Below are 13,970 nucleotides of genomic sequence, written 5' to 3'. Positions count from 1 at the left end.
GGGTCCTTAGGGTCCGGTCAGATCGTGTACGGCCAGACGGCGACCAGGTAGGCGCCGTACCAGAGGCCGAAGACCGCCCAGCCGGCGATGGCGAGCACCGCCACCCGGGGTCGGGCGCGGGCCGCGGCGACGACGGCGGGCAGCAGCGTCAACAGTACGGGCAGCAGCAGCCGCGGCTTGGAGTGGTAGTAGCCGGCCTGCCCGTACACCAGCACCATGGCGACGACGCCGTACACGGCGAGCGGCAGCCACGGCCGCCCGGCCAGCGCCACCCCGGCCGCCGCCAGCGCGGCGAGCAGGATCAGCGCGACGCTCACCGGCACCCAGCCCTCGCCGGTGGTCAGCGTCCGGGCGAGGAAGTCGATCGTGCTCGCGGAAAAGTCGAAGGACGTGCCCCAGCCGGCGGTCTGAATCCGGAACCAGGCCTCGGCGTCGCCGACCCGCCAGGCCACCCAGCCCAGGTAGGCGGGCACCCCGGCCAGCGCGACGGCGGCCGCGGCCAGCGGCGGCCACCGCTTCGCCGGGTCGCGGCGGACCGCGATGATCGCGGCGACCGCCAGGCCGACCGCGGCGGCCGCGCCGGTCGGGCGGGTCAGCGCGGCGCCGAGCCCGAGCAGGCCCGCCGCCCACCACACCTGGCGGTGCGCGGCGACGAACATCCCGGCGACCAGGGCGAGGAAGAGGCTCTCCGAGTACGCCATCGAGAGCACCACCGACATCGGTGCGCTGCAACAGATCGCGACGAGCGCCCAGCCGGCGCGGCGGCCGTACAGGCTGGTGCCGAGCAGGTGCAGGGCGATCGCGGCGGCGACCGAGGCGAGCCAGCTCACCGCGAGCGCCGCGGTGCCCGGGTCGAGGGCGAGCGCGGACAGCCCGCGGATCAGCATCGGGTAGAGCGGGAAGAACGCCAGCTCGTTGCCCTGCATCGTGCCGTCGGCGGCGTAGGTGTAGCCGGACGGGTAGCCCGCCGCGACCCGCAGGAACCAGCCGCCGTCCCAGATCAGCAGGTTGCCGCGCAGCCCGGCGGGCTCCGCCGTGGCGCGGTCGAGCCCGACCAGCATGAGCAGCTGGACGACCCGGGTCAGCGCGAGGATGCCGACCGCGATGCCGGCGCCGCGCCACCGGCCGGCCTTGTCCCACAGCCCCTCGGCGACGGCGGGCGCCTCGGCGCTCACCTCTTCAGCCGTCACGCTCACCGGCCGGCGGCCTCGGGCAGTTCGGTGTGGCCGCCGCCGGCGACCGCGGGCGGCGGGGTGTCCGCGTCGGCCCGCTCGGTGAGCACGCGCCACGCCGCGGCGGCGGCCCGCTGCTCGGCCTGCTTCTTGCTGCGCCCGTCCGAGCCGCCGTAGCGCTCGCCGGCCACCACGACCCAGGCGGTGAACGTCTTGGCGTGGTCCGGGCCGGCGTCGTCGATCACGTAGTCGGGCACGCCGAGGCCGAGCGCCGCGGTCAGCTCCTGGAGGCTCGTCTTCCAGTCCAGCGCCGCGCCCCGGCCGGCGGACTCGGCCATCAGCGGGTCGAACAGCCGGTGGATCACCTCGCCGGCCACGTCCAGGCCGTGCTCCAGGTAGATCGCGCCGAGCAGGGCCTCCAGGGTGTCGGCCAGGATGCTGGCCTTGTCCCGGCCGCCGGTGGTCTCCTCGCCCTTGCCGAGCAGCAGGTGCGGGCCGAGCCCCGCCGGGCCGAGGGTGCGGGCGACGTCGGCGAGCGCGTGCATGTTGACCACGCTGGCGCGCAGCTTCGCGAGCTGGCCCTCGGGCAGGTCGGGGTGGTTGTGGAAGAGCGCAGAGGTGATCACCACGCCCAGCACCGAGTCGCCGAGGAACTCCAGGCGCTCGTTGGTCGGCAGGCCGCCGTTCTCGTACGCGTACGAGCGGTGGGTAAGTGCGCGCTCGAGCAGGCCGGGCTCGAACGGAATGCCGAACGCCTCCTCCAACGGCTCGGTGGAGGGCCGGCGGCGCTTGTCACTACTGCTCATGAACCACCTCTGAGGTCGTCTTGCGCTGCTGGCTGTGGCTGGATCAGGTCGGCGATGGCCGGCACCGCGGCGCGGCGGTGCAGGCCGGCGGCGAGGGCGATGCCGGCGGCGATGTCGTCCCCGCTCGCGGCGCCGTGGCAGACGACGACGGTGCCGCCGACGCCGAGCAGGATGGCGGCCCGGGGCGGCACCTCACCCGGGTTCGGCGGCCGGGTCAGCGCGTACGCCGTCTCGAGGCCCTTGAGCAGGACGTTTCCGGTGAAGCCGTCGGTCACCACGACGTCGGCCTTCGCGCCGGTCACCACGTCGTTGCCCTCGACGAGGCCGGTGTAGCGGGCGCCGGCGGGCAGGTCGAGCGCGGCCAGCACGCCGGGTGCCGAACGGCGCAGCCGATCGCCCTTGCCGCGCTCGGTGCCGATGGTGAGCAGGCCGATCCGCGGCGCCGCGAGGTCGTGCGCGACGGCGGCGTACGCGGCGCCGAGCCGCGCGTGCATGGCGAGGGTGTTCCCGTCGGGGTCGACGGAGGCGCCGACGTCGAGCAGGACGATGCGGCCGGCGGCGGTGGGCAGCACGGCGGCGAGCGCGGGGCGGCGCACGCCGGACCAGCGGCCGAGCGCGAGCGCGGCGGAGCTGACGGTGGCACCGGTGTTGCCGGCGGAGACGACCGCGTCGGCGTGGCCCTGCGCGACGGCGAGCACGGCCGTCCGCACGCCGGACTCGACCCGGTTGACGTCCGGTTCCGGGGTGCCCGGCCGGCGCAGCCCGGCGGGGGCGGTGAGGACACGCACCCGGGCCCGGTCGGCCGGGTCGAGGGCGTGGAGAATCGCGTCGGAAGCCTCGACCGGGCCGACGAGAAGCAGCTGAAGGGCCGGATCGGCCTGGCAGGCACGCAGAGCGCCGTCAACCACGACGGCGGGAGCTTGGTCCCCGCCGAGGAGGTCGACGGCGATCCGCGCGGTGCCCGACTCCGGTGCAGCGTCGGCCGAGATGTCTCGGCCGGACTGCTCCGGAGCCTGGGCACCGGACGTTCGCCGTCGCTCAGGTACGAACCGCCCGAGGATCGGGCGTATCACTGAGTGGTGCTCAGACCTCGAGGACCTGACGGCCGTTGTAGGTGCCGCAGACCGAGCAGGCGGTGTGCGGCAGCTTCGGCGACTTGCACTGGGGGCAGGCCACGGTCGAGACCGCGGTCGCCTTCCAGTTCGCCCGGCGGGACCGGGTGTTGCTGCGCGACATCTTGCGCTTGGGGACGGCCACGGTACCTACTCCTCAGTTTTCGACAGATTGCGCAAAGCGGCCCAGCGGGGATCGACTTCCTCGTGGCTGTGATCAGCCGGAAGGTCGTCGAGATGCACCCCGCACTCGGGGCACAACCCTGGGCAGTCCGGCCGGCAGACCGGATTGGTCGGCAGTGTCAACACCACCGCGTCACGTACCGCCGGCTCCAGGTCGAGCAGGTCGCCCTGCATCCGGCCCACCTCGTCCTCGTCCGTCGTCTCCTCCGTGGTGCTGTCCGCGTACGCGAACAGCTCCGCGATCTCGACGCCGAACTCCTCGGAGATCTCGTTGAGGCAGCGACCGCACTCGCCGGAGAGCGAGCCGCGGACCTTGCCGCTGACGTATACGCCCTCGGAGACCGACGTCAGGCTCAGATCGAGCTCGAGGTCGGAACCCGTGGGCACCGAGATCAACTCCAGGCCGAGGTCCGCCGGTGCCGGCACCACCCTGTTCAGGGCACGCGTCGCCCCGGGCTGGCGCGGGAGTTTCGTCGTGTCGACGACCAGCGGCTGCCTGGGATCGAGGTGTTTCTGCGTGTGCTTGGGCATCATGAACTCTCAGCCTGTAGGTAGGCCGACAGGAAAGGTTACCTGAGCAGCGGGCTCAGCGTCGAATCGGGTAGGCGCCTCAGAACGGCAGCGGACGCTCGTGATCCTCACCCTGGAAGGTGCCGATCTCGCGCAGCGCGTGCATCTTGTCCCTGCCCCGCTCAATCGACCCGAGTGCCCTGGTCAGGAACTGTTCGAAGTTGGCGAGCGCGGTGTCGACGTAGTCGTCGACCTCCTCGCGCAGGCGCTGCGCCTCGGCCCGCGCCTCGGCGATGATCCGGGCACCCTCGTGCTCGGCGGAGACGGTGATCTCATTGACGGAGACGAGCCGGGCGTGCTCGGTCTCACCCTCGCCGATGATCCGGTCCGCCTCCCGCTTGCCCGCGTCGATGATCTTGTCGCGCTCCTCGAGCAGGGCACCGGCCCGGCGCAGGTCGCCCGGCAGCTCGGCACGCAGCTCATCAAGGATCGCGACCATCTCACCGCGGTCGAACATGAAGTTGGTCCGGGACATCGGCACCGAGCGTGCCGTCTCCACCATGGAGATGATCTCGTCGATGCGGTCGAGCGGATCCACGGCCCTCACTCCTGTCAACTCGCACTCACGCTGAGTGGTGCGATCACGTTACTGCCGTACCCGACGAAGAAGCCGCAAAGGGCGCGCCGTCAGTTTTGCCGCAGTCGGGTCACGAGGCGCTCGCCGACGAAGTCGGGTACGTAGGGCGACGCGTCCCCGCCCCACTTGACCACGTCCTTGACCAGACTGGAAGACAGGAACGAGTACAACGGGTTGGTCGGCATGAACAAGGTCTCCACGCCGGAGAGCCCGATGTTCATCTGAGCCATCTGCAACTCGTAGTCGAAGTCGCTGACCGCGCGCAGCCCCTTGATGACCACGGCGGCACCCTGCGCCCGGCAGAAGTCGACGAGCAGCCCGTGGAAGGACTCCACCCGGATGTTGCCGTACGAGGCCGTGGCCTGGCCCAGCATCTCGATCCGCTCTTCGATGGTGAAGAGCCCGGACTTCGAATGGTTGATCAGTACGCCGACGATGACCTCATCGAAGACCCGGCTGGCCCGGCCGATGATGTCGAGGTGACCGTTGGTGACCGGGTCGAAGGACCCGGGACAGACCGCGCGTCTCATGATCGGCGACCGTACCAAAGGGTGGTCTCGCCGTAGCGCCGACTGCGCTCCTCGGTGATGCCGTCCACCCACTTCAGCGGCTCGCCGCGGACGGCGGTCCGGGTCGAGCGCTCGAACGTCACCACGGCGTCCTCGGCGAGCCAGCCGTTGGCGACAAGCGCCCACTGCACCTCGGCCACCTCGTCGTCGTCGACCGCGTACGGCGGGTCGGCGAAGACGATGTCGAACGGGCCGCCCTCGGGCGGCCCGGTGAGCACCTGGGCGACCTTGCCGGTCACCAGCCGGGCGGAGTTGCCGACCCGCAGCGTGACTATGTTGTCCCGGATCGCCCGGGATGCCCTAGCGTCGGCCTCCACTAGCAGGGCATGGGAAGCCCCCCGCGAGAGGGCCTCGAGCCCGACCGCCCCCGAACCGGCATAAAGATCGGCGAAGCGGGCGCCCTCGAGGTCGGTCATCGTGCCGAGGGCGCTGAAATAGGCCTCGCGCACCCGGTCGGAGGTGGGCCGGGTCTGCGCCCCGGTCGGAGCGGCCAGTCGTCGACCGCCGTGCGCGCCGGCGATGATCCTGGTCATGCGGCCTCTGTGAGGTCTTCAGGTAGCACAGTGTGACGCTACGCCACAGGTACCGACCGACCACTGCGGAGTGAACTTTTCCCCTCCGCCGGGACCACCGCGATCACACATCGCATCGACGTCAGTGCGGCCGGTAAAACGAAAATCTCGAATATGCATCAACCCGATTAGCGCGGCCTGCGGCATTACTTAAATTCACGGTCTTGGCTATGGTCGGTCGGCCGCCGACGAAACGCTGTCGGCTCGACGATGCGGGGAGGCGTCGTCGCTGGCTTCGCCGCCCTCGTGGTGCGGCGATTGCCGCCTGCCTCTTCGCGCCGTTACCCCTCGATCCATACAGGAGTAGGCGTGAACCTGAAGTTCCCTCTGCGCCGCACGGCGGCCGTCGCCGCCGGCGCGCTCATCGGTCTGAGCGGCGTCGTTGCCCTCGCCGGTCCCGCCAGCGCCCACCACCCCGAGATCCTCAGCGGCACGTCCTGCGTGAACAAGGACGGCAGCTGGGAGGTGACCTGGACGATCGAGAACAGCGAGTACGACCTCGTCGGCAAGATCACGGCCGTTGAGGTCACCCCCGCCGGCTCCACGATCGATGGCATCGCCCCCGAGGATTCGCTGCCGCGCCGCGCCCGCGAGGGTTCGCCGCGCCGCGCCGAGGACGTCATCACCGCCGTGCAGACGCTGGGGGCCGCCGACACCGCGGCGACCATCCAGGTCTCCGCCGAGTGGCAGCGCGACAAGACGATCACGTCGACCCGCACGTCCAACCCGATCCAGAAGTCGGACGAGGTGTGCAAGCCGAAGCCGACCGGGACGCCCTCGGCGCCGACCGACCAGCCGTCGACCCCGACCGACCAGCCGTCGACGCCCACCGACAACCCGTCGACCCCGACGGACAACCCGTCGACGCCCACCGACAACCCGTCGACGCCGGCCAAGCCCACCAAGGAGCCGGAGTTCGTCTACGACGAGACCTGCGACACGGTCACCGTCGGCATCACCGTCCCGAAGGACTGGGAAGAGGACATCACCGTCGACTTCGTCACCAGCGAGGGTGACAAGAAGACGGTCATCGGCAAGCGCGGCGAGACCACCACTGTGGAGTTCCCGGCCGTCGACGGCATGAAGATCACCGCCACGCCGAAGGGCTACGAGGGCGAGGACGCCACCATCACCTACGAGCAGCCCGAGGACTGCAACGCCGGCAGCGGCGGCGGCGAGGAGCCGTCCCTGCCCCTGACCGGTGCCGCCGCTGGCAGCATCGCGGGCGGCGCGGCCGTCCTGCTCGCCGTCGGCGCCGGCCTGTTCTTCATGGCCCGCCGCCGCAAGGTGAAGTTCACCGCCTGATCGAGTAACCAGCTCCACGCAAGGGGCGCGTCGACCATCACGGTCGGCGCGCCCCTTCGCTGTCCGCAGAAAGACCGCCCGATGCTCCGAGCACCGGCCGGCTGGTCGAGAGTCGTTGTTCGAGTTACCCCGCGAGGCCCGGGATCCCGAGCGCCCCGAGCAACTCGTCGAGGGTCTCCTCGGCGAACACCGGTCGCGGCCACCAGTCTCTTGAGCGCGCCGGGCGAGTCGCCGTCGAGCTGGACCGACCACCATCCTTCACCGAGCTCCCGTTCGTGCAGCACCTCGGCATCCACCGCCGACGACCCGGCAAGGGACGTAACGGTGCGAGCCACGAAAATCCGACCTGTGTAACCCCCGGCTCAGCCCTGCATCTCGGCGGCGTCGCGGCGGGACACGTAGAACGGCGGATCGCCCGGCACCTCCGGCAGCGGCCTCCCGGGACGCAGCACCGGCGCCAGTACCGGAAAGATCGTCCCGTCGACGCCGACGCTGATCTGACCCCAGACGTCACCCGGCCGGCCGAAGGAGTCGTCCCGCTTGCGCTTGCGCGACACCACTTCGACGAGTCCACTGAGGATGGTCGCTCGTGCCGAGGCGTAACCGCTAGGGTGCCAGAACCTGGAGGGAGCCCGATCATCGTGGCGTCTGTCGCGGTCCTGTACGGCGCTGGTTCCGCGTGCCTGATCGCTGTGGCTGTGTTACTGCGGCGAGGGCGGTTCCAGAGGCGGGACGGCGCCGCGGTGAGTGCCTGGGTCTTCGTCGCGGCAGGGCTTGTCGCGCTGCTCGGTGGGCTGTATCTCGCCCAGCGGGCGTACTCGGGTGAGCCGAACGTCTACACCGCGATCCGGATCGCCGTCATGGCGGCAATGGTCGCCGCGCTGGTGCGGATCGTCCTGCTCGTCCGCCAGAGGCAGCGAAGCTAAAGGCCCGCCGGCCGGTGAAAGGCTCCGTCCGGTCCCGGCAGGTAGTCGTGGACCGCGATGACCGCCGCCGCCGGGATCGGCTCGTAGACGTGTGGGAAGACCATGCCGCCCGGGTCCGGCGGATCGCCCTGCTCCCAGACGACCGGCCGGCCCAGCCGCCGCTCGTCGATCTCCAGCAGCACGATGTCGGTGCGGCCCCGGGCCAGCGCCGTCGCCGGGATCGCCACCTGCTCCGGCGTCGAGCAGTGGATGAAGCCCTGGCTCGCCAGCGAATCGGCCCGGTACACCCCGGCCGCCTTCGCCGCCTCCCACTCCGCGCGGGGGCAGAAGTGCAGGATCATCCCTTCTCCAGGTACTCGGCGCGTTCCTCGTCGACAAGAGCCGTCACCGACGCCAGCAGCGCCGGATGTTTCGCCAGGGTCGGGTCCTCGCCCACCAGCTCGGAGGCCTCCGCGCGGGCATCGGTGATCAGCTTGCTGTCCCGCAGCAGCGACAGCAGCCGCAGATGGCTGTGCCGGCCGGACTGCAACGCGCCGAGCACGTCGCCCTCGCGGCGCTGCTCCAGGTCGAGCTCCGCCAGCCGGAAGCCGTCCGTCGTGGACGCCACCGCGTCCAGGCGCTCGCGGGCCGGGGTGCCCTCCGCCGCCTCGGTCACCAGCAGGCAGATGCCCGGCGCCGAGCCGCGGCCCACCCGCCCGCGCAGCTGGTGCAGCTGGGAGACGCCGAAGCGGTCCGCGTCCATGATGATCATGACGGTGGAGTTGGGCACGTCGACGCCCACCTCGATGACCGTGGTCGCGACCAGCACGTCGAGCTCGCCCGCCGCGAAGCGGCGCATCACCGCGTCCTTCTCGTCGGCGGGCAGCTTGCCGTGCAGGATGCCGATCCGCAGCCCGTGCAGCGGGCCCTCGGAGAGGATCGGCGCGACCTCCATCACCGCCAGCGGCGGGCGGCGGGCCGGCTCGTTGTCGCTCGGCGGCTGCTCGTCCTCCTCCGCCTCGGTCGCGCCGATCCGCGGGCACACCACGTACGCCTGGTGGCCGGCCTTGACCTCCTCGCGCACCCGCTGCCAGGCCCGCTCCAGGAACGCCGGGCGTTCCGGGGGCACCACGTGCGACGCGATGGGCGAACGGCCGCGCGGGAGCTGCGACAGCGTGGACGTCTCCAGGTCGCCGTACACGGTCATCGCGACCGTGCGCGGGATCGGCGTGGCGGTCATGACCAGCACGTGCGGCGGCTGGGCCGCCTTGGCGCGCAGGGCGTCGCGCTGCTCGACGCCGAACCGGTGCTGCTCGTCGACCACCACCAGGGCGAGGTCGTGGAAGTCGACGCCCTCGTACAGCAGGGCGTGCGTGCCGACGACGATGCCGGCGCTGCCGTCCGCGACCTTGGCCAGCGCGGCCCGCCGGGCCGCCGCGCCGAGCGAACCGGTGACCAGGGTCAGCTGCGTGCCGTCGGGGTCGCCGTCCAGCTCGCCGGCCCGGCCCAGCGCGCCCAGCTGGGCACCGATGCTGCGGTGGTGCTGGGTGGCGAGCACCTCGGTCGGCGCCAGCAGCGCGGCCTGGCCGCCCGCGTCGACGACCTGGAGCATCGCGCGGACCGCGACGAGGGTCTTGCCCGAGCCGACCTCGCCCTGTAGCAGCCGGTGCATCGGGTGCTCCCGCGCCAGGTCCGCGGCGATCTCCTCGCCGACCTGCGCCTGCCCCTCGGTCAGCTCGTAGGGCAGCGTCGCGTCGAACGCCGCGAGCAGCCCGGCCTCGCTGCGCGGCCGGGCCCTGCCGGGCAGCGCGGACGCCCGGGCCTTGCGCTGCACCAGCGTCAGCTGTACGGCGAAGGCCTCGTCCCACTTCAGCCTGTACTTGGCGAGGTGCAGGTCCTTGTCGGAGCTGGGCCGGTGGATCTCACGCAGGGCCTTGCCGATCCCGATGAGGTTGCGGCTCGCGCGGACCGTGCCCGGCAACGGGTCCTCGGGCGGCTGGAAGTTCTCCAGCACCTCCCGCACGTACCGCGCGATGGTCCACGTCGGCACCGCGGCCGCCGCCGGGTAGACCGGGATCAGCGCGCCGGCGAACTCCTCGATCTCCTCGGCGGCCTCGTCCTGCGTCGCGTCGGCCTTGAGCAGCTGGTACGCCGGGCCGTTGAGCTGGCGCTTGCCCCGGAAGTCGGTGACCTTGCCGGCGAACAGCCCCCACCGGCCGGTGCGCAGCTCCCGCTCGCGCCACGCCTGGTTGAAGAAGGTGCAGGTCAGCGTCGCCCCACTGCCGTCGCCGATGGTGATCTCGAGCATGTTGCCGCGGCGCTGGCGCATCGGGCGTACCGTCGCGCTCTTCACCTGGGCGAGCAGGGTGACCTGCTCGCCCACCTCGAGCTTGCGCATGTCGGTGTGCTCGCCGCGCTCGTCGTAGCGGCGCGGGAAGTGATAGATGAGGTCACCCGCGGTGTGCAGGTCGAGGTGGGTGGCGAGCGCCTTGGCCTTGGCGGCGCCGAGCACCTTCTCCAGCGGGGTGTCGGTGGTGGCGGCGGTGGTCGTATCGGTCATTCCACTCCTACCAGCAGGTGGTAGCGGGGTTGGCCGCCCGCATAGAAGTGCAGCTCGACGAAGGGCCACTCGTGCGCGAGGTGGCCGCGCAGCCGCTCCTCGAGCCCGCCCGGCGCGTCGGCGCCGAGCACCAGCGTGGCCAGCTCGCCGCCGCCGCCGAGCATCCGGTCGAGCAGCCGGCGGCAGACCTCCTCCAGGTCGGCGCCGATCACGTGCACCTCGCCGTCGACCAGGCCGAGCAGGTCGCCGGGCCGGCACCGGCCGGCCACGGTGAGCGCCTCCCGGCTGGCGGTGCAGACCTCGCCGTAGCGGCAGGCGCCGGCCGCCTCGGCCATCGCGATGACGTCGTCGTCGAAGGGGCGCTGCGCGTCGCGCACGGCGAGCGCGGCGAGCGCCTGCACCGGCGAGCGTGTCGGCACCACGCTGACCCGCAGCCCGGTCGCGGCCGCCTCGCGCGCGGCGGCGCTCGCGACGGCGTGGGTGTTGGCGTCGTTGGGCAGCAGCACCACCCGGCCGGCGCCGGTCGCCGTGATGGCGGCGAGCATCTCGGCGATGGACGGGTTGCGGCCGACGACGACGGCGCCCTCGGCCGCGAAGAGCGAGGTGAGCCCGTCACCGGCCGCGACGACGACGGCCGCGCGGGCGCCGGGGTCGGTCACCGCTCCCGCCGCCGTGCACGGCTCGACGTGGCCGGCGCCGCCGTGCGGGTGCAGGCGGTCGACGAGCCTCGTGACGGAGATCTTGTGTGGACGGCCCGCGACGATGCCCGCCTCGACGGCGGCCCCGATGTCGTCGACGTGGATGTGCACGTTCCAGGTGGGCGGCTTCCCCTCGCCGGTGCCGACCACGACGAGCGAGTCGCCGAGCCCGTCGAGCGCGCCCCGCAGCACGTCGACCGCGTCGGGCTCCGCGTCGAGGAGGTACTGCACCTCGTAGCCGAAGCCCTCCCAGACCGCCGGCGACCCGCCCGCGGGCGGCACCAGGGCCTCGGCCGGGCCGGGCCCGGCGACGGCGGCCGCCGGGCGGGGCCCGGTGTTGCTCAGGGCGTCGACCAGGGCCTCGAGGAGCAGGACCAGGCCGCGCCCGCCCGCGTCGACCACCCCGGCCCGGGCCAGGATCGGGAGTTGCTGCGGGGTGCGGGCCAGGGCCTCCGCCGCCGCGCGGGCCGCGGCGCGCGCCACCGCGACCAGGTCGTCCGAGGAGATCCGGCCCGCGCCGTCCGCCGCGGCCGCCACCACCGAGAGCACCGTGCCCTCGACCGGCTTGGCCACCGCCGCGTACGCCGCCTCGCTGGCCCTGCGCAGGGCCCGGGCCAGTTCGCCGCCGCGCACCGCCACCGACGTCGCGAACGCGTCGGCCATGCCGCGCAGGATCTGCGACACGATGACGCCCGAGTTGCCCCGCGCGCCGAGCAGCGCGCCGCGGGCCATTCGGCGCATCGCCGCGCCCAGCGGCGTCTGCCCGGCCGCCTCGGCCTCGCCGGGGAGATCGGCGGGCTGGTCGAGGGCCTGCTGGGCCGAGGTGAGGGTGAGCACCAGGTTGGTGCCGGTGTCGCCGTCGGGCACCGGGTAGACGTTCAACTGGTCGATCTCGTGCTGGTGTGCGCGGAGCGACGCCAGCCCACCGCCGCACCAGCGGCGTATCGCGGCGGCGTCCAGGGAGTCCAGCACGCGAAAAGCGTACTAACCGGGAGCCGTTAGTGCTGGACGCAGGGTTCGCGGCGGGCGGGACAAGGGGCGATTGGCTGTCCCGGCCGACCATCGGGTAACCTGGCCAGGTTGCCCGGACGCAGGCTGTCCGGCACCCTCAAGTTCGTATCAATCCCAGGAGTACCCCGTGGCTAGCGTGTGCGACGTCTGTGGCAAGGGACCGGGCTTCGGCCACAACGTGTCCCACTCGCACCGGCGGACCAACCGCCGCTGGAACCCGAACATCCAGTCGGTGCGCACCCCTGCCGGTGGTGGCAACACCAAGAAGGTCAAGGCCTGCACCTCGTGCATCAAGGCCGGCAAGGTCGTCCGCGCCTGACCGCAACGACTCGACAGCCCGCCAGGTCATCGACCTGGCGGGCTGGTTGCGTTTGACGGCTCAGAGCACCCGGGCGTAGGACAACACGCCCTCTTCGCCCTTGTAGTAGCCGAAGTCCTCGATGCGCTCGTAACCGCAGTTGAGGTACAGGGCGATCGCCTCGGGCTGTTTGTCGCCCGTTTCCAGGATCACCCGTTTGCAGCCCCGTTCCCGCGCCGACTCCTCGAGCGCCGCCAGCACCCGGCGGGCCACGCCGCGCCCGCGCGCCGCCGGGACCGTGAACATCCGCTTGAGCTCGGCGTCCGGACCGTGCGCGCGCCAGCCGGCGCAGCCCAGCAGCTCGTCGCCCGCGTAGGCCACGAAGAAGGCGCCCCGCGGCGGCACGAAGTCCGAGGCCGCGACCGGGGTGTCGTCGCCGCTGCCGCCGTACCGGCGGCCGAGCTCGGCCAGCGCATCGGTTATCAGTAGCTGCACCGCGGGCTCGTCGAAACGGGCCGCGCGAATCTTGATCTCCTCCACGTCGACAAACACTAACCAGCCCTGGTCAGCGGAAGTGGTCCCACCCCTTGTCGCCCTGCCACGCCCGGCCGTCGACGGTCACCCCGGCGCCCTCGTGCACGCGGCCGATCGTCCGCCAGCCCGGCGGCAGGGCCGTGCCGGCCGGGAACGTCGCGGCCAGCGCGTGGTCGTCCCCGCCGGCGAGGAGCCACGCGTACGGGTCGACGCCCAGCGCCGAGGCCGCGTCGCGCATCTGGGCGGGTATCTCGAACGCGCCGCGGTCGACGTCGATGCCGACCGCGCTGGCGGCGGCGATGTGGCCCAGGTCCTGGAGCAACCCGTCGGAGATGTCGATCATCGAGGTGGCGCCGGCCCGGGCGGCCGCGGGACCCGCCGCGTACGGCACCTCGGGCCGCCGGTGCGCCTCGACCAGCAGCTTCGGCGTGCGGAAGCCCCGGGACAGGATCGTGTACCCGGCCGCGGCGTGGCCGGTGCGCCCGGCCAGCGCGAGGACGTCGCCCGGCCGGGCGCCGCTGCGCACCACCGGCTGCCGGCCGTCCAGGTCGCCGAGGGCGGTGACGGCGACGGTCAGCGTGGGGCTGGAGGACATGTCCCCGCCGACCACGCCCGCGCCGACCAGGCCGGCCTCCGCCGACAGCCCGCCGGCCAGCTCCTCGGCCCACGCCGGGTCCAGGTCCGCCGGCATGCAGAGCGCGACGAGCAGCGCGGTAGGTGCCGCACCCATCGCCGCGATGTCGGCGAGGTTCGCGGCGGCCGCCCGGTGGCCCACGTCGGAGGCGCTGGACCAGTCGCGCCGAAAATGCCGGCCGTCGACCAGGATGTCGGTGCTCGCCACGACCCGGCGATCCGGCGCGGCCACCACCGCGGCGTCGTCGCCGGGGCCGAGCAGGCTGGCCGTGCCGGTCTCGAGCCGCGCGACGATCCGGGCGATGAGCCCGAACTCACCCGCCTCCGCGATGCTCAACGTCCCACCGTTCCTCTCGGCCTGAGATTTCCCCTGTTGCCGCCCGGCTTGGCCCAGTCTGCGCGGCAACTGCGCTTCCGACCGGCTCCGTACTGTAGTTTCACGTTCGAGTCGCCAGCGCTGGCGGA

General features: G+C 72.6%; 17 protein-coding genes. 3 read left to right on the top strand and 14 right to left on the bottom strand.

The features are described 5' to 3' along the window. Positions 1 to 17 precede the first annotated feature (17 nt). The 8 genes from BJ971_RS04445 to rsmD form a co-directional block, all read right to left on the bottom strand. Positions 18 to 1,196, bottom strand: coding sequence for a putative hexosyltransferase (locus BJ971_RS04445; protein ID WP_184990060.1), 1,179 nt, complete (start codon positions 1,194 to 1,196; stop codon positions 18 to 20). After that, the gene (gene rnc, locus BJ971_RS04440) at positions 1,193 to 1,978 is read right to left on the bottom strand and encodes a ribonuclease III (RefSeq protein ID WP_184990058.1); all 786 of its coding nucleotides are present in this window, start codon (positions 1,976 to 1,978) and stop codon (positions 1,193 to 1,195) included. The genes BJ971_RS04445 and rnc overlap by 4 nt, the downstream gene beginning before the upstream one ends. Beyond that, entirely contained in the window at positions 1,975 to 2,967 is a 993-nt protein-coding gene (locus BJ971_RS04435; RefSeq protein ID WP_239087781.1) for a phosphate acyltransferase PlsX, read from the bottom strand. Before BJ971_RS04435 ends, rnc begins: the two co-directional genes overlap by 4 nt. A 94-nt stretch (positions 2,968 to 3,061) precedes the next feature. Beyond that, the gene (gene rpmF, locus BJ971_RS04430) at positions 3,062 to 3,235 is read right to left on the bottom strand and encodes a 50S ribosomal protein L32 (protein WP_014694262.1); all 174 of its coding nucleotides are present in this window, start codon (positions 3,233 to 3,235) and stop codon (positions 3,062 to 3,064) included. A 5-nt stretch (positions 3,236 to 3,240) separates the two neighbouring features. Continuing rightward, complete coding sequence (locus tag BJ971_RS04425) at positions 3,241 to 3,804, bottom strand: YceD family protein (RefSeq protein ID WP_184998640.1); 564 nt, start codon at positions 3,802 to 3,804, stop codon at positions 3,241 to 3,243. A 79-nt stretch (positions 3,805 to 3,883) separates the two neighbouring features. Further along, entirely contained in the window at positions 3,884 to 4,381 is a 498-nt protein-coding gene (locus BJ971_RS04420; RefSeq protein WP_184990054.1) for an ATP synthase subunit B family protein, read from the bottom strand. Positions 4,382 to 4,470: 89 nt separating this feature from the next. After that, the gene (coaD, locus tag BJ971_RS04415; protein WP_184990052.1) at positions 4,471 to 4,950 is read right to left on the bottom strand and encodes a pantetheine-phosphate adenylyltransferase; all 480 of its coding nucleotides are present in this window, start codon (positions 4,948 to 4,950) and stop codon (positions 4,471 to 4,473) included. Next, positions 4,947 to 5,522 carry a 16S rRNA (guanine(966)-N(2))-methyltransferase RsmD gene (gene rsmD, locus BJ971_RS04410; RefSeq protein ID WP_184990050.1) on the bottom strand — a complete coding sequence of 192 codons (576 nt, stop codon included), beginning with the start codon at positions 5,520 to 5,522 and terminating at the stop codon, positions 4,947 to 4,949. The genes coaD and rsmD overlap by 4 nt, the downstream gene beginning before the upstream one ends. Before the next feature lie 348 nt (positions 5,523 to 5,870). Between rsmD and BJ971_RS04405 the strand changes: the two genes are divergently transcribed. Continuing rightward, positions 5,871 to 6,866, top strand: a complete 996-nt coding sequence (locus BJ971_RS04405; protein ID WP_184990048.1) for an LPXTG cell wall anchor domain-containing protein — start codon at positions 5,871 to 5,873, stop codon at positions 6,864 to 6,866. 362 nt (positions 6,867 to 7,228) lie between these two features. Here BJ971_RS04405 and BJ971_RS04400 read toward each other — a convergent pair whose 3' ends face one another. Further along, positions 7,229 to 7,426: a hypothetical protein gene (locus tag BJ971_RS04400; RefSeq protein WP_184990046.1), complete on the bottom strand. Its 198-nt coding sequence runs from the start codon at positions 7,424 to 7,426 to the stop codon at positions 7,229 to 7,231. A 183-nt stretch (positions 7,427 to 7,609) separates the two neighbouring features. Here BJ971_RS04400 and BJ971_RS04395 point away from each other — a divergent pair, with 183 nt between their 5' ends. Then, the gene (locus BJ971_RS04395) at positions 7,610 to 7,792 is read left to right on the top strand and encodes a hypothetical protein (RefSeq protein WP_184990044.1); all 183 of its coding nucleotides are present in this window, start codon (positions 7,610 to 7,612) and stop codon (positions 7,790 to 7,792) included. On the opposite strand, the gene BJ971_RS04390 is transcribed toward BJ971_RS04395, so the two are convergent. The 3 genes from BJ971_RS04390 to BJ971_RS04380 are packed head-to-tail and all read right to left on the bottom strand — an operon-like array spanning position 7,789 to position 12,001. Continuing rightward, positions 7,789 to 8,133, bottom strand: a complete 345-nt coding sequence (locus BJ971_RS04390; RefSeq protein WP_184990042.1) for a DUF952 domain-containing protein — start codon at positions 8,131 to 8,133, stop codon at positions 7,789 to 7,791. The two genes, BJ971_RS04395 and BJ971_RS04390, sit on opposite strands and share 4 nt — an antisense overlap. Beyond that, a complete protein-coding gene (recG, locus tag BJ971_RS04385; RefSeq protein ID WP_184990041.1) occupies positions 8,130 to 10,331 on the bottom strand; it encodes an ATP-dependent DNA helicase RecG in 2,202 nt (733 codons plus the stop codon). Before recG ends, BJ971_RS04390 begins: the two co-directional genes overlap by 4 nt. Beyond that, positions 10,328 to 12,001 carry a DAK2 domain-containing protein gene (locus BJ971_RS04380; protein WP_184990040.1) on the bottom strand — a complete coding sequence of 558 codons (1,674 nt, stop codon included), beginning with the start codon at positions 11,999 to 12,001 and terminating at the stop codon, positions 10,328 to 10,330. The genes recG and BJ971_RS04380 overlap by 4 nt, the downstream gene beginning before the upstream one ends. A 166-nt stretch (positions 12,002 to 12,167) precedes the next feature. On the opposite strand from BJ971_RS04380, the gene rpmB reads away from it, so the two are divergent. Continuing rightward, positions 12,168 to 12,359: a 50S ribosomal protein L28 gene (gene rpmB / locus BJ971_RS04375; RefSeq protein WP_071805713.1), complete on the top strand. Its 192-nt coding sequence runs from the start codon at positions 12,168 to 12,170 to the stop codon at positions 12,357 to 12,359. Positions 12,360 to 12,419: 60 nt separating this feature from the next. On the opposite strand, the gene BJ971_RS04370 is transcribed toward rpmB, so the two are convergent. Beyond that, positions 12,420 to 12,878 carry a GNAT family N-acetyltransferase gene (locus tag BJ971_RS04370; RefSeq protein WP_184990039.1) on the bottom strand — a complete coding sequence of 153 codons (459 nt, stop codon included), beginning with the start codon at positions 12,876 to 12,878 and terminating at the stop codon, positions 12,420 to 12,422. A gap of 25 nt (positions 12,879 to 12,903) precedes the next feature. Next, on the bottom strand, positions 12,904 to 13,842 hold the full coding sequence (locus BJ971_RS04365; protein WP_184990038.1) for a thiamine-phosphate kinase: 939 nt from the start codon (positions 13,840 to 13,842) through the stop codon (positions 12,904 to 12,906). Positions 13,843 to 13,970 lie beyond the last annotated feature (128 nt).

The sequence above is a fragment of the Amorphoplanes digitatis genome, from assembly GCF_014205335.1.
Lineage (GTDB): Bacteria > Actinomycetota > Actinomycetes > Mycobacteriales > Micromonosporaceae > Actinoplanes > Actinoplanes digitatus.
This window is presented reverse-complemented; position numbering and strand designations above follow the sequence as displayed.

Coding starts and splice junctions, on each gene's coding strand:
- coaD (WP_184990052.1), bottom strand. CDS start 4,950: ATGAGACGCGCGGTCTGTCCCGGGTCCTTCGACCCGGTCACCAACGGT.
- recG (WP_184990041.1), bottom strand. CDS start 10,331: ATGACCGATACGACCACCGCCGCCACCACCGACACCCCGCTGGAGAAG.
- rsmD (WP_184990050.1), bottom strand. CDS start 5,522: ATGACCAGGATCATCGCCGGCGCGCACGGCGGTCGACGACTGGCCGCT.
- rnc (WP_184990058.1), bottom strand. CDS start 1,978: ATGAGCAGTAGTGACAAGCGCCGCCGGCCCTCCACCGAGCCGTTGGAG.
- BJ971_RS04425 (WP_184998640.1), bottom strand. CDS start 3,804: ATGCCCAAGCACACGCAGAAACACCTCGATCCCAGGCAGCCGCTGGTC.
- BJ971_RS04390 (WP_184990042.1), bottom strand. CDS start 8,133: ATGATCCTGCACTTCTGCCCCCGCGCGGAGTGGGAGGCGGCGAAGGCG.